This is a genomic window from Microvirga lotononidis, assembly GCF_034627025.1.
Taxonomy (GTDB): domain Bacteria; phylum Pseudomonadota; class Alphaproteobacteria; order Rhizobiales; family Beijerinckiaceae; genus Microvirga; species Microvirga lotononidis.
Genome location: NZ_CP141048.1, coordinates 2679888 through 2699670 on the forward strand (window position 1 = coordinate 2679888; position 19783 = coordinate 2699670).

The 19783-nt window shown below is 63.0% G+C and carries 18 protein-coding genes and 1 tRNA gene; 13 read left to right on the forward strand and 6 right to left on the reverse strand.

All coding sequences use genetic code 11. The features are described 5' to 3' along the window. Positions 1-44: 44 nt before the first annotated feature. The 4 genes from U0023_RS12615 to U0023_RS12630 all read right to left on the reverse strand — a co-directional run bounded on the left by U0023_RS12615 (position 45) and on the right by U0023_RS12630 (position 5401). The gene (locus tag U0023_RS12615) at positions 45-1154 is read right to left on the reverse strand and encodes an ABC transporter ATP-binding protein (RefSeq protein WP_322883785.1); all 1110 of its coding nucleotides are present in this window, start codon (positions 1152-1154) and stop codon (positions 45-47) included. Positions 1155-1159: 5 nt separating this feature from the next. After that, positions 1160-3349, reverse strand: a complete 2190-nt coding sequence (locus U0023_RS12620; protein WP_009491332.1) for an ABC transporter permease — start codon at positions 3347-3349, stop codon at positions 1160-1162. A gap of 112 nt (positions 3350-3461) precedes the next feature. Next, positions 3462-4508 carry an ABC transporter substrate-binding protein gene (locus tag U0023_RS12625; RefSeq protein WP_009491329.1) on the reverse strand — a complete coding sequence of 349 codons (1047 nt, stop codon included), beginning with the start codon at positions 4506-4508 and terminating at the stop codon, positions 3462-3464. 119 nt (positions 4509-4627) lie between these two features. Further along, positions 4628-5401 carry an inositol monophosphatase family protein gene (locus U0023_RS12630; RefSeq protein ID WP_245272922.1) on the reverse strand — a complete coding sequence of 258 codons (774 nt, stop codon included), beginning with the start codon at positions 5399-5401 and terminating at the stop codon, positions 4628-4630. Positions 5402-5614: 213 nt separating this feature from the next. On the opposite strand from U0023_RS12630, the gene U0023_RS12635 reads away from it, so the two are divergent. The 8 genes from U0023_RS12635 to U0023_RS12670 all read left to right on the forward strand — a co-directional run bounded on the left by U0023_RS12635 (position 5615) and on the right by U0023_RS12670 (position 12914). Continuing rightward, entirely contained in the window at positions 5615-6058 is a 444-nt protein-coding gene (locus U0023_RS12635; protein ID WP_009491325.1) for an NUDIX hydrolase, read from the forward strand. A 113-nt stretch (positions 6059-6171) separates the two neighbouring features. Continuing rightward, positions 6172-7344 (forward strand): zinc-dependent alcohol dehydrogenase, encoded by a 1173-nt coding sequence (locus U0023_RS12640; protein WP_009491324.1) that lies wholly within the window; start codon positions 6172-6174, stop codon positions 7342-7344. Between the two features lie 11 nt (positions 7345-7355). Next, positions 7356-7931, forward strand: a complete 576-nt coding sequence (locus tag U0023_RS12645; RefSeq protein ID WP_009491322.1) for a hypothetical protein — start codon at positions 7356-7358, stop codon at positions 7929-7931. Positions 7932-7940: 9 nt separating this feature from the next. Further along, complete coding sequence (locus U0023_RS12650; RefSeq protein WP_009491320.1) at positions 7941-8390, forward strand: DUF488 domain-containing protein; 450 nt, start codon at positions 7941-7943, stop codon at positions 8388-8390. Between the two features lie 30 nt (positions 8391-8420). Continuing rightward, positions 8421-8963 carry an MOSC domain-containing protein gene (locus U0023_RS12655; protein WP_009491317.1) on the forward strand — a complete coding sequence of 181 codons (543 nt, stop codon included), beginning with the start codon at positions 8421-8423 and terminating at the stop codon, positions 8961-8963. A gap of 302 nt (positions 8964-9265) precedes the next feature. Continuing rightward, positions 9266-11077 carry an ABC transporter ATP-binding protein gene (locus U0023_RS12660; protein ID WP_009491315.1) on the forward strand — a complete coding sequence of 604 codons (1812 nt, stop codon included), beginning with the start codon at positions 9266-9268 and terminating at the stop codon, positions 11075-11077. A 42-nt stretch (positions 11078-11119) separates the two neighbouring features. Continuing rightward, positions 11120-11617: a GAF domain-containing protein gene (locus U0023_RS12665; protein WP_009491314.1), complete on the forward strand. Its 498-nt coding sequence runs from the start codon at positions 11120-11122 to the stop codon at positions 11615-11617. A 7-nt stretch (positions 11618-11624) separates the two neighbouring features. Then, a complete protein-coding gene (locus tag U0023_RS12670; protein WP_009491313.1) occupies positions 11625-12914 on the forward strand; it encodes an NAD(P)/FAD-dependent oxidoreductase in 1290 nt (429 codons plus the stop codon). A gap of 511 nt (positions 12915-13425) precedes the next feature. Here the strand turns inward: U0023_RS12670 and U0023_RS12675 are convergent. Further along, positions 13426-13515, reverse strand: a tRNA-Ser gene (locus U0023_RS12675). A 206-nt stretch (positions 13516-13721) separates the two neighbouring features. Between U0023_RS12675 and U0023_RS12680 the strand changes: the two genes are divergently transcribed. Beyond that, the gene (locus U0023_RS12680) at positions 13722-14042 is read left to right on the forward strand and encodes a hypothetical protein (RefSeq protein ID WP_009491311.1); all 321 of its coding nucleotides are present in this window, start codon (positions 13722-13724) and stop codon (positions 14040-14042) included. 88 nt (positions 14043-14130) lie between these two features. Continuing rightward, the gene (gene msrA, locus U0023_RS12685) at positions 14131-14790 is read left to right on the forward strand and encodes a peptide-methionine (S)-S-oxide reductase MsrA (protein WP_009491310.1); all 660 of its coding nucleotides are present in this window, start codon (positions 14131-14133) and stop codon (positions 14788-14790) included. A 204-nt stretch (positions 14791-14994) separates the two neighbouring features. Here the strand turns inward: msrA and U0023_RS12690 are convergent, their stop codons facing one another. Further along, positions 14995-16005, reverse strand: coding sequence for a LacI family DNA-binding transcriptional regulator (locus U0023_RS12690; RefSeq protein ID WP_040638418.1), 1011 nt, complete (start codon positions 16003-16005; stop codon positions 14995-14997). Between the two features lie 454 nt (positions 16006-16459). Between U0023_RS12690 and U0023_RS12695 the strand changes: the two genes are divergently transcribed. Genes U0023_RS12695 through U0023_RS12705 form a run of 3 tightly spaced genes read left to right on the forward strand, consistent with a single transcriptional unit; the run spans position 16460 to position 19772 of the window. Then, positions 16460-17617, forward strand: coding sequence for an ABC transporter substrate-binding protein (locus tag U0023_RS12695; protein WP_245272921.1), 1158 nt, complete (start codon positions 16460-16462; stop codon positions 17615-17617). Positions 17618-17677: 60 nt separating this feature from the next. Next, positions 17678-18715, forward strand: coding sequence for a carbohydrate ABC transporter permease (locus tag U0023_RS12700; protein WP_009491307.1), 1038 nt, complete (start codon positions 17678-17680; stop codon positions 18713-18715). Positions 18716-18722: 7 nt separating this feature from the next. Continuing rightward, a complete protein-coding gene (locus U0023_RS12705; protein WP_009491306.1) occupies positions 18723-19772 on the forward strand; it encodes a carbohydrate ABC transporter permease in 1050 nt (349 codons plus the stop codon). Positions 19773-19783: the final 11 nt, after the last annotated feature.

Consider the following 19783-nt stretch of genomic DNA (forward strand, 5'->3'; position numbering starts at 1 on the left):
ACGCGTCGAGCGCAAAACCGGCTCCCGCTTTTGCGTTCGATGCGTCACGGGTTCGGAACGATCGCGACGCCACGCAGGTTCGCGAACGAGATCGACACAGGCGTGCCCGGAGCAATCGGCTCCTTGCGTCCGTATTGAACCACGAACAGGTCCCCGATGGCGCTGTCCACCTCGTATTCCACCTGGGTGCCGAGATAGGACGCCTTTCGCACGGTGCCGGTCAGCGCGCCGGAGGTCGTGGCTGCCGTCTCGTCGAGGAAGATGGCATCGGGCCGCACGGCGAGCTTGACGGTGCCTTGGCGGGCGTTCCTGTGCGGGAGCTGGAGGCTCACATTGCCGATCTTCACCTCGGCGGTCGGCCCGGCAACGCTCACGAGATCGCCGGAGATGATATTGGCGTCGCCGATGAAATCGGCCACGAACAGGTCGGCGGGCTCCTCGTAGAGCTCTCGCGGCGTGCCGGTCTGCGCGATACGGGCATTCGACATCACGATGATGTGGTCCGAGACCGCAAGCGCCTCCTCCTGGTCGTGCGTCACGTAGGCCACGGTGAGGTTGAGGCTCTGCTGGAGCTCGCGGATATCCTCGCGCACGCGGCGGCGCAGCTTCGCGTCGAGATTGGACAGGGGTTCGTCGAACAGGAGAACCTGCGGCTCCAGCACGAGGGCGCGGGCCACGGCTACGCGCTGCTGCTGCCCGCCCGAAAGTTCGGACGGCGCGCGCTTCTCCAGTCCCTTGAGGCCGATCAGGGACAATTTCTCCATGGCCATCTCGTAGGCGTCCTTCTTCGAGGCGCCTTGTACGGAAGGTCCATACGCGACGTTCTCCAGCACCGACATGTGCGGAAAGAGCGCGTAGGACTGAAACACCATGCTCACGTCACGGTCCGCAGCGGAGAGGTTCGTCACGTCGCGCCCGCCGATCAGAATCTGGCCTTCGCTCGCCATCTCAAGCCCTGCGATCATGCGCAAAGTCGTGGTCTTGCCGCAGCCGGAAGGGCCGAGCAGGGTCACGAGCTGGCCGGGCTCGATGGTGAAGGAGACGTCGTCCACCGCCGTGACGTTGCCGTAGCGCTTCGTCACGTTGCGGAACTGAACCGAAGCCGCCTGCTTCTTGGATGTCCCGGGGCGGGACAGGGAATGGACGGATGACATCTTGTTCATGGGACAGCCTGCACGGCAACGGGGGAGGGGGCGGTGCTCGCGCTGCGGCGCCCGAGGCGCCGCTCGCCGACGGCCAGCTGGATGAGCGCGATGGCGACCAGCATGACGAGGATGAGCACGGTGGAATAGGCGATCGCGAGGCCGAACTCGCCGGCCTCGACACGGCCGACGATATAGGTCGTCGCCATGTTGTATTCGGCGGTGACCAGGAAGATCACGGCGCTCACGGCGGTCATGGCGCGGACGAAGGAATAGACCAGGGAAGCGACGATGGCCGGACGCAGCAGCGGCAGCACCACGCGGCGCATGGTCGTCGACGAGCGGGCTCCCAGCGTCAACGAAGCCTCGTCGAGGCTCTTGTCGATCTGGCTCAGGGTTGCGATGCCCGAGCGCACGCCCACCGGCATGTTGCGGAACACGAAGCACATCACGAGGATGAAGCCCGTGCCGGTGATCTCGATGGGCGGCACGTTGAAGGCGAGGATGTAGGACACGCCGACGACCGTGCCGGGGATCGCGAAGCTCAGGAGCGTGCCGAACTCGAAGGCGCGCTGCCCGGAGAAGCGCTGGCGGGTGAGGAGATAGGCGGTGAGAAGGCCGATGGCCGCCGTCAGCGGTGCCGAGAGCGCGGCCACTTTCACGGTGGCGAAGAATGAGTTCCAGGCCGAACCCGAGAAGTAGAAGCCCCAATCGGCGCGCTCGACCCGGAAGGCGGTGAGGAAGTGCTCGAAGGTCGGCGTGTAGTCGCGGCCCATGGAGCGGACGAAGGCGCCGACCACGATGATCGCATAGACGGCGACAGTGAAGAGCGCCCACGGAATGGCCGTGAGGTAGGAGGCGAACGCCACGCGCCGCGGAAGCGGCAGGGGAATGCCGGCGTCGCCCTTGCCGGTGACGGTCGTGTAGACCTTCTTGCCGAGCCAGGCGTGCTGGAGCCAGAAGGCGCCGAGGGTGAACGCGAGCAGGATGATGGACAGAACGGCCGCGCGGCCCTGGTCCTGCTGCGCGCCGACGACCGCGAAGAAGATCTTGGTGGAGAGCACTTCGTAATTGCCGCCGAGCACCAGCGGATTGCCGAAATCCGCGAGGCTTTCCACGAATCCAAGAAGGAAGGCGTTGGCGAGACCCGGGCGCATGAGCGGCAGCGTCACGGTCCAGAAGGTCGTCCAGCTCTTGGCGCGCAAGGTCTGCGAGGCTTCCTCGAGCGTCGGGCTGATGCCCTGCACAACGCCGATCAGGACGAGGAATGCGATCGGCGTGAAGGCGAGAAGCTGCGCGATGAAAACACCGGGAAGGCCGTAGATCCAGCGCGAGCGCGGCACGCCGAACCACTCCCACAGCACGGCGGAGAGCGCTCCTGAACGGCCGAAGAGCAGGATCAGAGCCAAGCCGATCACGAAGGGCGGCGTGATGATGGGCAGAACGCTCATCAGGCGCAGGAGCTTCTTGAACCGGAAGCCCGTGCGCGTTGCGATCAGCGCGAAGGCGAGGCCGAGGGCCGTGGTGCCGACGCCCACGAGCAGCCCGAGAAAGAGCGTGTTCCACGCCACGCCGCAGCGCAGGTCGCTCGACAGGCAGTCGAGCCCCCAGATCGAGCGGTCCATGAATTTCGCGAAGAATTCGTAAGGGGCGAAATTGCCGTCGTTGTCGGCGAAGGCGCTTGCGAGAATGGTCGAGACCGGGAAGAACACGAAAACGATGATCAGCGCGATGACGACGCCGATGGACGAGGTGACGAACGCATCGCCCCGGCACCAGCCATGAGCCGCAAGGCCGTGACACAGGATAATGAGGAAGGCGGCCGCGGTGAGAGCCGCACCGTAACCCATGCCCGCCTGATGAGGGCCCGGCGCGCCGAAAAAGCTTCTGAGGATGTCCAGTGTCCATCCATTGAGGCCGATGGAGAAGCCCTGAAGAACCACGAGAGCAAGGCCGAGGATCCCCGACGCGATGAGCCAGTTGCCCTTGGATTCCGCCGATGGGCGGATCACTGGAACCAGAGCCAGGCACAAGGGCGCCAGGATCGGCAGGAGCCACCACGCACCTCTGAGACCATGGATCAGAGCCGAGCCGCTGACGAAGTAATCGGCCAGGGTGGGGACGGTGCTGCGGTCGAAGCCGTACCAGGGCAGGAGGGCAAAGCCGACCCAGCCCAGAACGATCCAGCCAAGGGTTGCCCGTGACATCTTCTGTTCTCGCTTCGAGGCCGGTGCTCATGCCCGGCCGTCATATGATCAGGATATCGATGCGCGACGGCGAGGCGGTGAGCCGCCTCGCCGTCGGTTGTCTTGCGCCCGACTATTTCGGCAGGTTCTTCACCTCGTTGTCCCACTTGGACAGGAGGCGCTTGCGCTCGGCGGAGGAGCCGTATTTCGCGAAGTCGAAATTGATCAGCTTGATGTCGTTGAGCTTGGGGGCCTGGGGCGGAATCGGCGTGTTCTTGTTCGACGGCACCTGATAGGACTTCGCTTCCGCGCCGAGCTTCTGCGCATCGGCGGTGAGAGCCCAGTCGTAGAATTTCTTGGCGTTGTCCAGATTCTTGGCGCCCTTGATGATCGACATGGAGCCGATCTCATAGCCCGTGCCTTCGCAAGGCGCGACCACCTTCACGGGCGCCTTGTCGACGACCATCGTGACGATATCGTGCATGAAGGCGATGCCCGCGGTCGTCTCTCCAAGCGCCATGGCCTTGGCCGGGGCGGCGCCCGACTTGGTGTATTGATTGACGTTCTTGTGCAGGGCCTTGAGGTACTCGAAGCCTTTGTCCTCACCCATGATCTGCACGATGGTGGCGAGAAGCGTGTAGGCGGTACCGGAGGAGTTCGGATCCGCGACCTGCACTTCGTCCTTCAGTTCGGGCTTCAAGAGATCCGCCCAGCATTTCGGCTCGCCGATCTTCTTCGATTGGGCGAGGTCGGTGTTGTAGCCGAAACCGAGCGCGCCGGAGTAGATGCCCACGGTGCGGCCCTTGGACTGCTCCCACTGGCGCACGGCCCAATCCTGGAGCTCACCCATCTTCGGAGACTTGTACTCGTCGGTGATTCCCTCTTCCGCCGCCTGCATGTGCGGGTCGCCTGTGCCGCCCCACCAGATGTCGGCGCGGGGATTGGCCGCTTCCGCCTTGACCTGGGCGTAGACTTCGCCCGCGCTCTTGCGCGTCATGGAGACCTTGATGCCGGTTTCGCGCTCGAAGGCAGTGGTCATGGCGCGGCACCATTCTTCCTGCACGCCGCAATACATGACCAGCGCGCCCTGCGCCTGGGCTGCGCCAGCCGACATGAAGGACAGGGCCGTCATGGTGCCTGCCAGCATGGTCGCCGCAGCGAGGTTCTTCTTCATTGTCATATCATCCTCCCAAGATGTCGTTCTTGTTATTGGTTGGTCGGCTAAGCTCTCCCCAATGGGACGGCGGGTCAAGTGCCTAGCCTGTGCATCAAATCTGAATCTTTAGAATAAGATGCCCCTCATGGTTCCCTTGCGATTCCCGTGGCCCGGGTGAGCGCATCAGCCAGTTCAGGCGTGCAGGCCAGAATGGGATTGCCCTTCCTGAGGCCGTCATTGGCCAGGAAATCGTTGGTCCAGCCGCCCGCTTCTTTGATGATCAGAAGTCCCGCGAGGGCATCCCAGGAGTTGATGTGGAGCTCGCAATAGGCGTCGATGCGCCCGTCCGCGACATAGGCCAGGCCGAGGGTTCCCGATCCTGCGCGACGCACATTGGCGCCGGCCTTCTTCAGATTGTCGACGACGGTTACGTAAGGTTCCGGCGGCAGGCGAGACGACCAGCCTGCCTCAACGGTAGCTTGGTTCATCTGGGCCAGACCGCTCACCCGGATCGACTCGCCGTTGAGGATGGCGCCCCGTCCACGCTGAGCGGTGTAGAGCTCGGCATGCATCACGTCGTAGATCACGCCGATCTCGACGCGGCCCTCGCGGACGAAGGCGATGGAGATCGCGAAGTGCGGGATCCCTCGGGCGAAATTCGCCGTGCCGTCGATGGGGTCTACCACCCAGACGTTGCGCTCGAAGGAGCCGCCGCCTTCCTCGCCGAAGAACGAATCACCGGGAAACAGCTCGCTCAGGCGGCTGCGGATCAGCTCCTCGACCTCCGCGTCGGTCGCCGTCAGGAAATCCTGTGGTCCCTTGAAATCGGGGCGCTGCGAGCGGGGCCGCTCCAGGAAGCGCTTGCGCGCCAGCACGCCCGCCTCGCGGGCGATCGCGCAGGCCGCGGCGAATCTCATATCCAGACTTTCTGTTGTCATCGCGTGGGGGCGTCCTTCTGGATCAAATTCGGGCTGTCCATTGTTATGAAGCGGTCATGGATCCGTGAGAGAATGGAGAATCGTTCGGCCTGAGGCCGATAGCGGTCACACCTTTCTCAAATTGACCCTTTATTAGCCGGCTCAAATCATCTACGTTACAAACTATCCTGATAGGAATTCTACTCTCGTCGAATGCCCCAGACACCTAAAGAAGAACTCAGCCAGGTTGCGGCCCTCCCTTTCCGGATCAAGAACGGCAAGGTCGAGGTGCTTCTCGTCACGTCCCGCGAGACCAAGCGCTGGCTGATTCCGAAGGGTTGGCCCATGAAGGGCAAGAAGCCTCACAAGGCGGCCGCGCAGGAGGCCGAGGAGGAGGCCGGCGTCAAGGGCGAGATCGGAAGCCGGCCCCTGGGCTCCTACGATTACTGGAAGCGCCGCGCCGCCCATTTCGACCTGTGCCGCGTCAACGTCTATCCGCTCGAGGTCTCCAAGCAGCTCAAGTCGTGGCGCGAGAAGGGGCAGCGCCAAGCGCGATGGTTCGACGTCGAGGAGGCTGCCCATCAGGTGCTTGAGCCTGCTCTGGCCGAACTTATCCGGAGTTTGCCGGAGCATGTGCAACCGCTCGCGGCGGAGTAGCGGCAGTTTTTGCCGCCTAGAAGGGAACGCAAAGCCCCCCAAGAAGTCTTTCCACTGACGAACGCGGTCGAGCGGCGGAGCTTGGCTATCTGCAGGCATGTGAGGAGATTTCAATGAAGGCGCTTGTTTGGCATGGCACCACCGATATCCGTTGCGATTCGGTTCCCGATCCGCAGATCGAGCATCCCCGCGACGCGATCATCAAGGTGACGAGCTGCGCCATTTGCGGCTCCGATCTCCATCTCTACGACCACTTCATGCCGGGCATGAAATCCGGCGACATCATGGGCCACGAGACCATGGGCGAGGTCGTCGAGGTCGGCTCCGAGACCAAAGGCAAGCTGAAGGTCGGCGACCGGGTCGTCATCCCCTTCACGATCATCTGCGGCGAGTGCGATCAGTGCAAGCGCGGCAATTTCTCCGTCTGCGAGCGAACCAACCGCAACGGTCACATCGCCGCCAAGGCCTTCGGCCACACCACGGCGGGCCTCTTCGGCTACACGCATCTGACGGGCGGCTATCCCGGCGGGCAAGCCGAGTACCTGCGGGTGCCCTTCGCCGACACCACCCACATCAAGGTGCCGGACGGCATTCCCGACGAAAAGCTCCTCTTCCTCAGCGACATCTTCCCCACGGGCTGGCAGGCGGCCGTCCAGTGCGACATCCAGCCGACCGACACGGTCGCCATCTGGGGCGCAGGGCCGGTCGGTCAGATGGCGATCCGCAGCGCCATTCTTCTCGGCGCCAAGCAGGTGATCGTGATCGACCGGATTCCCGAACGCCTCGCCATGGCGGAGGCGGGCGGCGCCGTGACCATCAATTTCGACGAGGAGAGCGTGATCGAGCGTCTCAACGAGCTCACCAACGGCAAAGGCCCCGAGAAATGCATCGACGCGGTCGGCATGGAGGCCCATGCCGCCGGCACGGTGGATGCCATGTACGACCGGGTGAAGCAGGCGACCATGATGGAGACGGACCGTCCGCACGTTCTGCGCGAGATGGCCTATGTCTGCCGCCCCGCGGGCACGCTGTCGGTTCCAGGCGTCTATGGCGGCCTGCTCGACAAGATCCCCTTCGGAGCCATCATGAACAAGGGCCTGACCATCCGCACGGGCCAGACCCATGTGAACCGCTGGACCGACGACCTCCTGCGCCGCATCGAAGAGGGCCAGATCGATCCGTCCTTCGTCATCACGCACACCGTGTCCCTCGATGAGGGGCCGGACATGTACAAGATCTTCCGCGACAAGCAGGACGGCTGCATCAAGGTCGTCCTCAAGCCCTGACAGGTGAGATCATGCGCTACGAAACCGAAAGAACGCGCCGCCGTGGTCACGCCGACACGGCAACCGACACTCTGGCCCGTGGGCTCGGGCTGTTCTCCATTGCTCTCGGGATCGCCCAGATCGCCGCGCCTCGCGCATTGGCGCACACGCTCGGCATGAAGGGGCAGGAGGGGCTGATTGCCGGCTATGGCCTTCGCGAGATCGCCACCGGTATCGGCATTCTCGCCTCGAAGGATCCGACGCCCTGGATCTGGGGGCGTGTCGCGGGCGACGGGCTCGACCTTGCAACGCTCGCCACGGCTCTCGAAGGCAACAACCCGAAGAAGGGCAATGTCGGCGTCGCCATGGCGGCTGTGGCCGGCGTGACGGCGCTCGATGTCTACTGCGCCCAGACCCTGAGCCGGGAGAGCCCGCATCCGCTGCCGCCGCTGCAGGATTATTCGAACCGCACCGGCTATCCGCGCGGTCTCGAACAGAGCCACGGCGTTGCCCGCGATTTCGAAGTGCCGCGGGACTTCCGCACGCCTGAGGCCCTGCGCCCCTACACGCAACCGGAAGCACCTCGACATCCGCAGCCGTCCATGTAACTTCGCGGCATGGCAAAGCCGCAGGTTTTTACGATCGGGTACGAGGGAGCGGACGTGGACCGCTTCCTCGCCACCTTGAAGGATGCAGGAGTCGGAACGCTCGCGGACGTGCGCGCGGTCGCACTCTCGCGCAAGCGGGGGTTCTCCAAGTCCGCCCTGCGCGATGCCTTGGCGAACCAGGGCATCGGCTATCAGCATTTCATCAAGCTTGGAACGCCCAAGGAAGGGCGCCAGGCGGCGCGCGCCGGGGATGGCGACCTGATGCGCCGGATCTATTGCAACGAGGTCCTGGTGACCGAACCGGCCCAAGAGGCCTTTCGGGAACTCGAGGCGCTGGCCGAGGCCCAGCCGATCTGCCTTCTCTGTTTCGAGCGTGATCCTGCCAACTGCCACCGCCGCGTTCTGGCGCAGCACCTCGCGGAGAGAGGCTTCGAGACGGTGGATCTGACCGTTCTCTGAGGCTACACAAGACAGGGCAGGGGGACAGTCATGCAGGCAATCGTCACGGCCGTGAGCAGCAGCGCGAGCCACAGCTTCAGCAAACCCAACCGCGACGTCATCCGGCTTCTCGCCGGTCTCGGCGTTGAGGGCGACGCGCATCTCGGTACGACCGTCAAGCATCGTTCGCGCGTGGCCAAGGATCCGAGCCAGCCGAACCTGCGGCAGGTTCATGTGATCCACGCGGAACTCCACGATGAGCTGCGCGAGGCCGGATTCGATGTGTCCGCCGGCGACCTGGGCGAGAACGTCACCATGCGCGGAATCGATCTGCTCGGCCTGCCGGCGGGCACTCGCCTTCGCTTCGGCTCGGGCGCCGTGATCGAGGTGACGGGGCTGCGCAATCCCTGCATCCAGATCGACCGTTTCCAGAAAGGCCTCATGAAGGCGGTGCTCGGCAAGGACGAACAGGGCAATCTCATCCGCAAGTCCGGCATCATGGCGATCGTCCTGGAGGCCGGGGAGGTAAGGCCGGGCGATGCCGTTCAGGTCGAATTGCCGCCCGCGCCGCATCGACCGCTCGAGGTCGTCTGAAAGCGTCGATCTCGCTGAAACAAAACCACGGTTGCCAAGTTGAACGAACTGCACTACGTTTGTGCATAGGTTTAATTTCTAGAGAGGGAGGACTGCATGGCTTCTATCCGCTTGCTGAACGTTCCTCCCGCGTCCAAACTTTAGTTCGGACCGTGCGGGGCTCCGAGGCCCGGCAAACCTTATCAAGCCTTCACAATTTATGATCTTCGAGCGATCTTGGGCGCCGTCAACGGGTGTTCCTTCTGTCGCTCCTTGAAATTCCGGGGAGAGGTGCGCGCTCCGAGTGCCGCCTGTTCGCTTCCATGAAACAGCAGAAGAAGAGCGGGGACGCCACCCGCGATGTCCTGAGATTCACGTTCCAACACTGGCGCGAAGAACCGCGCTACGTGGTGCTGATCGTCGTCACCATGATGGTTTCGACTTTGGCCGACGTGTTCATGCCCGTCTTCGCAGGACGGCTCGTCGATGCCATCTCCATGGGAGGCAACGACCGTGACGCGGCGCTTCATGCCGCCCTCGTCGCGTTCGCCTTCATGACCGGCCTCGGTCTGCTCATGATCGTCATGCGCCATCTGGCATTCTACGGCATCGTGGAGCTGACGCTGTGCGTCATGGGACGCGTGGCGCAGGATGCGTTCGCGCGTGTCCAGCGCTTCTCGACGGATTGGCACGCCAATTCCTTCGCCGGCTCCACCGTCCGCAAGATCACGCGCGGCATGTGGGCGCTCGACCTGATGCACGACACGCTTCTCCTGGCGCTGCTGCCTTCTCTCACGGTGCTTGCCGGCTCGATGATCGTGCTCGGCCTGCGCTGGCCGGTCATGGGCGTCGTCATCGGGGTGAGCGCGCTCGCCTATATCGTCATGACGGGCTTCCTGGCGACGCGCTATGTCGCGCCTGCGGCGCGGCTGGCGAATGCCTGGGATACACGCGTCGGCGGTACCCTGGCCGATGCCCTGAGCTGCAATCCCGTCGTGAAGGCCTTCGGGGCCGAGATCCGCGAGGACCAGCGCCTCACCTGGGTCCTGCGCAAGTGGCAGAGCCGCACGCGCCGTCTCTGGCAGCGAGGCACCAACAGCGGCACGGTGCAGTTCATCGCCCTGCTCGGCATCCGCGCGGCCATCATCGGCACCGCGATCTGGCTGTGGTGGGACAATCGCGCGACGCCGGGCGATCTTGCCTACGTGCTCACGACCTATTTCGTGATCCACGGCTACCTGCGCGACGTGGGCATGCATATTAACAACCTGCGCCGTTCGGTGAACGACATGGAGGAACTCGTCGAGATTCATCGCGAGCGCGTCGGCGTGCCGGATCGTCCCGATGCGAAGCCCATTCGCATCTCGCGCGGCGAGGTCGCGTTCGATCACGTCACGTTCCACTACGCGGGGCATGACACGCCGCTCTACCGGGACCTGTCACTGACGATCCGGGCGGGTGAGCGCGTCGGCCTCGTCGGCCCGTCGGGTTCAGGCAAGACGACCCTCGTGAAGCTCATCCAGCGTCTTTACGACGTGACCGGCGGGAAGATCCTGATCGACGGTCAGAACATCGCGCAAAGCGAGCAGGCGTCCCTGCGCGCGCAGATCGCCATCGTGCAGCAGGAGCCGATCCTGTTTCACCGCACGCTGGCCGAGAACATCGCCTATGGACGTCCCGGCGCATCCATGGCGGAGATCGAGCGCGCGGCGCGGCTGGCCAACGCACACGACTTCATCGTCAACTTGCCCAAGGGCTACTCGACCCTCGTGGGCGAGCGCGGCGTGAAGCTCTCGGGCGGCGAACGTCAGCGGGTTGCCATCGCGCGCGCCTTCCTGGCCGATGCGCCCATCCTGATCCTGGACGAGGCGACCTCGGCGCTCGATTCGGAATCGGAGGTTCTGATCCAGCAGGCCATGGAACGGCTCATGGTGGGGCGCACCTCTATCGTGATCGCGCACCGCCTCTCCACGGTGCGCGCTCTCGACCGCATCCTCGTCTTCGACAAGGGGCGGATGGTGGAGGAGGGGGATCATCTCACGCTGTATCGCAAGGGCGGCCTTTACCGGCGCCTCTGCGATCATCAGGGGTTGGATCTCGCAAAGGCGCCCCGGTCCGACGTGGCCGCCGAGTAGGGCATCTGGACAAGATCCTTTTGGAATCTTAAGGAAAATCCCATGTTCGAAGTCAAAGACATTCCCCTTTCCGACAACAAGCGGGACTTCTATGCCTCGCTCGCCCAGCAGCTCACCGGACTTCTGGAGGGCGAGCCGGATGCGATCGCGAATGCGGCCAACATGTCGGCCCTGATCTATCAGTTCCTGCCGGATCTGAACTGGGCCGGATTCTATTTCATGCGTGGCCCGGAACTCGTTCTCGGTCCCTTCCAGGGCAAGACGGCCTGCGTGCGCATCGCCGTCGGGCGCGGCGTGTGCGGGACCGCCGTCGAGCGCAAGGAATCCATCGTCGTTCCCGACGTCCATGCGTTTCCGGGCCACATCGCCTGCGACAGTGCCTCCCGGTCCGAGCTTGTCGTGCCTCTCGTCAAGGACGGTCGCGTCCTCGGTGTGCTCGATCTGGACAGCCCGAACCCGAACCGGTTCGACGAAGAGGATCGCGAAGGCTGCGAGACGCTCGTGCAGATCTATCTCGCGGCTTCCGAGCTGGCGCTTTAACCGACACATGCAGCCCGCCTATACCGACACCTATTACAGCCGCACCACCGCCACGCCGGAACGTTATCCGGCGGCAGCGGGACGCATCGAGGCGGATGTCTGCATCGTCGGCGGTGGGCTCGCCGGCCTGACCGCGGCATTGAAGCTGGCGCGCAGCGGGCGCAAGGTCGTGCTGCTCGAAGCCCAGCGCGTGGCGTGGGGCGCCTCCGGCCGCAACGGCGGGTTCGTCTCCGCCGGCTATGCCACGGGGCTTGTCGCCATAGAACGCCGGGTCGGGCCCGATCAGGCGCGGGAGCTGTTTCGTCTCTCCATGGAGGGCGTGGAGATCGTCCGCAACACGATCGACGTGCTTGGGATCAGAGATGCGCATTCTGTCCCGGGCATCGCGAAGGCGCTGCGATATGACTCGCGCGGAGCCCTCAAACAGACGAGCGAGCGCCAGCAGAGCGAATTCGGGCTGCAGCTCCGCTACTTGCCCAGGGATGAGGTGAGGGAGCTTTTCATCTCTCCCAAGTATCACGAAGCGGTCCTCGACGAAGGCGCCTTCCACTTCCATCCGCTGAACTATGCACGCGCGCTGGCCCGCGAGGCGTCCCGGCTCGGGGCGGCGATCCATGAGCACTCGCCTGTGGTGGCCGCCGATCTCGATGGTGCCCGCAAGATCGTGCGCACGAAAAGTGCCGAGATCGCGGCCGAGCATGTGGTGTTCACGACGGGTGGCTATACCGGTGGCGTGCTGCCCGCGCTGCAGCGTTCGTTCCTGCCGATTGCCACCTACGTTCTGCTGACCGAACAGGCGCCGGAACTGGTGCAGGGCGCGATCCGGACCCGGGCGGCCATTCTCGACGATCGTCGGGCAGGGGATTATTACCGACTCGTCGACGGCGGAAACCGGATCCTCTGGGGCGGGCGCATCACGACGCGCACGACCGATCCACGCGACATTGCGGCTCTTCTCCGGCGCGAGATGGTGACGACATATCCGCAACTGTCGGACTTGCAGGTGGAGATCGCCTGGTCGGGCCTCATGGCTTACGCCAGGCACCTGATGCCGCAAATCGGCCAGTGGAAGCCGGGTGTCTGGTACTGCACGGCCTTCGGCGGCCACGGCATGAACACCACCGCGATCGGCGGCACGGTCATCGCGGAAGGACTAACGGGCGAAAGCGATCGCTATCGCCTCTTTGCGCCCTTCGATCTGGCATGGAATGGCGGCATCTTCGGTCGCGCCGCGGTTCAGCTTACCTATTGGAGCTATCAGGCCGCCGATGCGGTCAAGGAATTTCGTGCTCGCTGAAAAACTTGAAAGCGATACTCAATTACATCTTCGCGGCGGATGCGACGACCCATAGACAGCTGACGCTGAACGCGAGAGCGATCATGTTCATCAAATAGGCCAAGGCATCATTGGCCGGGTGGCGTTTGCCCGTTTCTTCCATCGCGCTTCCTTTCAAGTCGGAAGGTCTTGCGCTTTGGATAATGCCTAAGCTCGCTTTCTGTCCAGATGGTTAACACATAATTTTCGCTCAGCCGCCGATCAGGTCGTGGATCGTGCCGAGACGCTGGCTCTCGCGGGAGCAGTCGTTCCTCTGCCACGCCTTCGAGTTCGCCTGCGCCGAGCTCGCCATCGAACACTGGCGTTCAGGCGCTGTGAGGCAGTCCATAACCAAGCGTGGTGGGTTAGCCAGTTATCTAGAGCGATCTAAAGGCGATCAGCCGAAGCCAAATAGAAACATGGGTCGAGTTGTGGGCTCATTCTGAGAAACTCTCTGAAATTCCACCCAAATCAACGACTTCTTTTTTGGATATGGCGGAGGGAGCGGGATTCGAACCCGCGATACGGTTTCCCGTATACACACTTTCCAGGCGTGCGCCTTCAACCACTCGGCCACCCCTCCAGCATGAGCCTCTTAAGGCTCCAGAAACCTCGGCCCGTCGTGCGGAACGGACAGGTTCTCCCCGATATCATCGGCAGAGCGCTCGTGTATCGCCAAACCGGGGGGAAAGGCAAGACCGAACTTGTGACAAATTAGCCGGAATCGCCTTTGCCATTGCGGCAAAACGCTCTAGATAATTCCCCCTCTGTTCATAGAGGTATCTTCCTTTGAAGTTCCTAGCGCGTAGCCTTGGCCTCCTGCTTATCGCGGCAGGGTTCGTCGGACTGGTGATCGACGGCACCCGATCCATCGTCAACAATGCTGTATCGTTCGAATCCATCGGGAAGGTGGCGGGCGTTCTTTCTCCCAACGGGCTGGCTGAGCTCGAGGGAAGCATCGCTCAGCGCGGATATCCCTGGCTGTGGGATCCGATTGCTACCTATGTCCTGCAGATGCCCGCTTCGGTCACGGCCTTCTTGCTGGGTGCGCTTCTGATGTGGGTCGGCCAGAAGCCCCTGGAGCCGATCGGTTATCTCGCGGGCCGTTGAGCCTGTTCTTTCACGGGAAGGTGACGGTGGGGCTCTCGCGCTCACGCGCAGGAGTGCTTACATCAGCGAGGTCACGCGAGGGACCTCCATGTTCAGCTTCCGCAAACGACTCGACCTGCCCAACGCCGCTGAGGCGCTGCCCGGCCGCACCAGCCCGATCCCGACGGCTGAAAAGCACTTCATCAACGATCGCCCCCTCCAACCGCCCTATCCCGACGGAATGGAAAAGGCCGTATTCGGCCTCGGCTGCTTCTGGGGCGCTGAGCGCAAGTTCTGGCAGCTGGGCGACGGTATCTGGATCACTGCCGCGGGTTATGCCGCAGGCCTCACGCCGAACCCGACCTACGAGGAGGTCTGCTCCGGCCTGACTGGGCACAATGAGGTCGTGCTGGTGGTTTACGACCCGAAGGTGGTCTCCTACGAGACCCTGCTGAAGACCTTCTGGGAGAACCACGATCCGACGCAGGGCATGCGCCAGGGCAACGATACGGGCACCCAGTACCGCTCCGGGATCTATGTGTTCGATGAGGCTCAGAGAAAGGCTGCCGAGGCCTCCAAGGCGGCTTACGACGAGGCACTCGCGGCCAAGGGCTACGGGCCGATCACGACGGAAATCCTCGATGCGGGGCCGTTCTACTTCGCTGAGGACTACCATCAGCAATATCTGGCCAAGAACCCGAACGGCTATTGCGGTCTCGGCGGCACGGGCGTGTCCTGCCAGATCGGCGTCGGGGTCGCGGCCGAATAGGCGCGGCTTCTAGGCAAGATGGTAGAGCGGCCTGCGTCTACGTGGATGCGGGCCGCTTTCCTCAACATGTCTCCAAACTGCGACGCAGGACCCGGGTCGAGCTAGAGCATCGGACGTGCAATCGAACGCACGTCCGATGCTCTCACTTTCGGGTTTGACGCATCTTTCCACACAAAACCGGTTCCCACTTTTGCGTTCGATGCTCTAGCGGACGATAAGCGTGTGCGGGAGAAGCTGCTCGGAGGGGTATTCACCGGCCCACAGGGATTGCAACTGATCCAGGACCTTGGCGCCGAAATCGGCATAGGGGATGTGGACCGAGGTCAGCCAGGGGGCGATCCAGGCATTGAGCTTGTTGTCGTCGACGCCGACGACCCTGCAATCTTCAGGGATGCGGACCTTGGTTTCCAGAGCGAGACGGTAAGCGCCATAGGCCATGAGATCGCTCGGACAGAACAATCCCTGGGGCCAGGAGTGTCCGTTCACGAGCCTCTGAGCGGCAGCGTAGCCAACCTCCAGATGCGACAGCCCGGGCGCCTCGGCTTGCCGGACGGCTTCATCGGACAGGCCAAGCTCCTCAAGGCGTGTGATGAATCCTCCCACGCGATCGCGCGTCGCCGATGATCCCTGGGTTGGGTAGATGACCCCGAATTCCTCGATCCCGCGTGCCCAAAGATGGTCGGCCGCATCCCGCCCGGCGCGGCGGTTGTCGATGCCCACGAAGGCTCCCCCTCCGTCGGGGTTTCGGCGTCCGACGAACACGATGGGGTCGCCGCGGCTCACGGAGGCCGACAGTGCCTCGCTGCGTACCGGGTTGACGACGATATAGCCCTGAACGACCTGCGACCGCATCACGTGCAGATATTCATCCTGAAGATCGGCACGATCATGCGTGTCGCACAGGATCATGACGTAGCCCGCCGAGCGGAGAGCCGTCTCGACCGAGGCCGCGATGGCGGCCATGGCCGGGTTGTCGAGGTTGGGAGAAAGCATGGCGACGACGCGGCTTTCCCGCCTGCGCAACGTCCGGCCTACATGGTTCGGCCGATAGCCGAGCGCTGCCACGATCTTTTGAACCCGCTCGACGGTCTCGGCAGAGGCTCGACGGGTTTCGCCGTTCACAATGCGTGATACAGTAGCAACGGAGACCCCGGCTTGAGCCGCTACCGTCGCCAGTGAAACAGGTTCTTGGCCGATGAGCTTCTGCTTGTTCATGCCACCTTGTTCACCACATTCGCGGGTCCTGTCGAGAGCTCCGATGCACTCACCAGGATGCTTATACCAAAGAATGATAGACAGTTTAGGCAAACGTTTGCCAAAGTCCAAGTGCAGGATGGGCATCATGGCGGATGTGCCGCCCGCAAGCAGTCACTGATTGATGCATGGGTAGAGCGGAATCTCGCCCAACCCTGGCTTCAGCGAACTTCTCCGCTGGAGGGATGACGTCGACTACCAGAGAAGGGGTTCAATGAGATCTGATGCCCCTGTGGCGCCACAGATCCGAGCAAATCTGGACGTTCGATAAGAATACATAAGGGAGGAAACCATGAAGGGTACAACGATGCTCCTGGGCTGCGCCTTATTCGCAGCAAGCCTTGGGGTCGGCCATGCTCAAGCACAAACAACGCTGCGGATGACCTGGTACTCGGACGGGAACGAGGGGGAGGTCATGTCCGATCTTCTTCGCCGATTCGAGGAGCAGAACAAGGGCATCAAGGTCGTTCTTGATCAGGTCCCGTTCAAAGCCATCAACGAGAACCTCCCTGTCCAGCTCGCGGCAGGGCAGGGGCCGGATCTTGCGCGCGTCGCGGATCTCGGAGGCGTTGCCCGTTACATGCTCGATCTGCGTCCTCATCTGAAGGATGCAGCCTATTTCGAGACCAATTTCGGCCCCTTCCTCGAATGGATGCGGGTCCCGGGCGACACGAGCTCGATTCCGGGCTTCATGACCCAGCTCACCCTGACGGGCCCCTTCGTGAACAAGACCTTGTTCGAGCAGGCCAATGTTCCCATGCCCGGTCCGAAGGCGACCTGGGAGGAATGGGCGAAAGCCGCGAAGGATGTCGCGGCCAAGGTGCAGGCGCCATTTCCGATCGCCATCGATCGGTCCGGACATCGGTTCTTCAGCCTTGCCATCACGCAGGGCGCGAAGGTGTTCAACGACAAGGGCGAGCCCGCCGTCGTCGATGAAGGATTCAAGAAGGGCGCGCAGCTCGTTTTCGACTGGCACAAGAATGGCGTGATGTCGAAGGAGCTCTGGGGCTCGGTCGCCGGCACGGCCTACCGCGGTGCCAATGACGAGTTCAAGAACGCCCAGGTCGTGATGTACGAGTCCGGCTCCTGGCAGATCGGGCAATTCGACAAGACGATCGGCGACGCCTTCGACTGGGTGGCGGTTCCGACGCCCTGCGGGCCCGCCAACTGCTCCGGCATGCCCGGTGGCGCCGCGCTCGTGGCCATCAAGACGACGCAGCATCCTCAGGAGGTCGCGCGCCTCATGGAGTTCCTCGCCAGCGAGCCGATCGCAGCGGAGTTCTATGAACGCTCCCTCTTCGTGCCGGGACACCTGGGCATTGCCAAGAAGGGCCTCGAGTACAAGAGCGCCACGCCGCAGGGCAAGGCCGCGTTGAAGGTCTTCAACGAAGGCGTCTCTCAGCTCTCGCCGGTCGCAACCAAGCTTCAGGGCTATGTCCACAACCGCGTGATCTTCAATGCGGTGATCAGCCGTCTCGGCCAGGCCATCGCCGGCGAGTCCACGCTCGACGAGGCCTACCAGCGCATCGAGTCGGATGTGCAGCAGCAGATTGCTGAGCGTACCAGGAAGTAAAGCCTGCAACCTGCTCCGGGCGACTGCGCCCGGAGCATTCCCGCTCTGGCTGAGGACACCATGACCCTCACGTCGAAGACCTCTCCGGCGACATCGCCGGCTCCGGCAGCAAGCCTCGCGCCATCGGGCGGAACGAACCCCGTCCTGAAACTGGTCACCCGGGTTCTCGACTGGCCGATGGCGGGTCTGCAGCGCCTCATCGGCGAGCGGCGGATGCCCTATGTCTTCCTTCTGCCGAACCTCGTGTTCTTCGGCCTCTTCGTGTTCGTGCCGATCGCTATCAACTTCGTCTATTCGGTCACCGGCGGTCCGGCCCTGTTTCCGTCCGAGCGTCCCTATGTCGGTGCCGGCCAGTATTCGTATCTGTTCGATTGCGGGTCCTACGTGGATCCGAACACCTGCCGCGAGGACCATTTCTGGCGCGGCGTCTACAACACGCTCTTCTTCTCCTTCTTCCAGGTCGTCGCAATGGTAGGGCTGTCGCTCCTGACGGCCGTCGTGCTCAACATGAAGATCCGCGGCCGCGGCTTCTTCCGCGCGGTCTATTTCTTCCCCGTGCTGCTGTCTCCCGTCGTGGTGGCGTTGATCTGGAAGTGGATCCTGCAGCGGGACGGCCTTTTGAACGCCGCCATCATGGGCCTGGGCGGCGACAGGACGCTCTTTCTGGCGGAGCCCGGCTGGGCGATGTTCTGGGTCATCTTCGTATCGGTCTGGGCTCATATGGGGTTCTACACCCTCATTCTGCTGGCGGGGCTCCAGGCCATTCCGACGGATATCTACGAGGCGGCCGAGATGGACGCGACGCCCCGGTGGCGCGTGTTCTGGCGCCTTACCCTGCCGCTGCTCTGGCCCAACCTCATCGTCGTGATCGTCCTGTCCCTGATCCGCGCCGTGCAGACCTTCGACGAGGTCTTCGTGCTCACCGGAGGCGGACCGGGAACATCCACCCTCATGGTCGTGCAGTACATCTACGAGACGGCATTCTCGAACCAGGTTCAGAATTTCGGTCTCGCGGCGGCGGCATCCGTTGTCCTCGGCATCGTGCTCTTCGCCCTGACACTGGCGCAGCTCGCCTTCACGCAACGCAAGTCCTCGTGAGGCCGTTATGAACATCGCTCATCTCGTCTCCGCCCGCCGCAATCCCAAGGGATGGCACTGGACCGACATCGCCGCCTACGCGTACCTGCTGCTCGGCGTGGTCCTGATGTTCGGGCCCGTGTTGTGGCTGGTCCTGTCGTCGTTCAAGACGCAGGCGAGCCTTCTGGAGTTTCCTCCCTCCCTTCTGCCCCTGTCGCAGAAGGAGGTTGTCGTGACAGGCTATCCGCAGCCGCTGCCTTTGTTTACGGTGACGATGGAGGACGGGACCAAGCGCGAGCTCGCGCAAGTTCGGCGGATCGGCATCCAGGCGCAGATGATTGATCCGGCCAATCCAAGTCAGCAATTCAGGGTCCCCATCGACAAACGCACCCCCGTCCGCCAATTCTCCCTGGCGACGGAGAATTATTCGGAGCCGCTGCAACGGTTCGCTTTTCCGCGGTTTCTCGCCAATTCGGTTTTCGTGACCGTGGTCGCGACCCTGATCACGCTTCTGATCAACTCCATGGCGGCCTATGCTCTTTCGATCTATGAGTTCAAGGGCAAGAACGCCGCCATGCTCATGGTGATCGGAACGCTCATGATCCCGATCACCATCATCTTGGTGCCGGTCTATCTCGTCGTGACCAAGCTCGGGCTCGTCAATTCGCTCTGGGCCGTGATCCTGCCGGGCGCGGCGACGCCGACGGGCGTGTTCCTCCTGCGTCAATATATGCTGACCTTGCCGCGCGATCTCATCGAAGCGGCCCGCATGGACAAGGCATCAGAGTGGCAGATCTACTGGCGGATCGTGATGCCCCTGACCCTACCGGCACTTGCGGTCCTGACGATCTTCTCGATCATGTGGCGTTGGAACGAGTTCCTGTGGCCGCTCGCCGTGCTGACGAAGACGGAATCCTACACGCTGCAGATCGGCCTCAATGCCTTCCAGGGCGAATTGCAGACCCAGTGGCAGTATCTCCTGGCGATGACCGTGATGACCCTGACCCCAGTCGCTCTCGTCTTCGTGTTCCTGCAACGCTTCATCACCACCGGTATCGCCAATACCGGGATGAAATAACCGGACTGGAT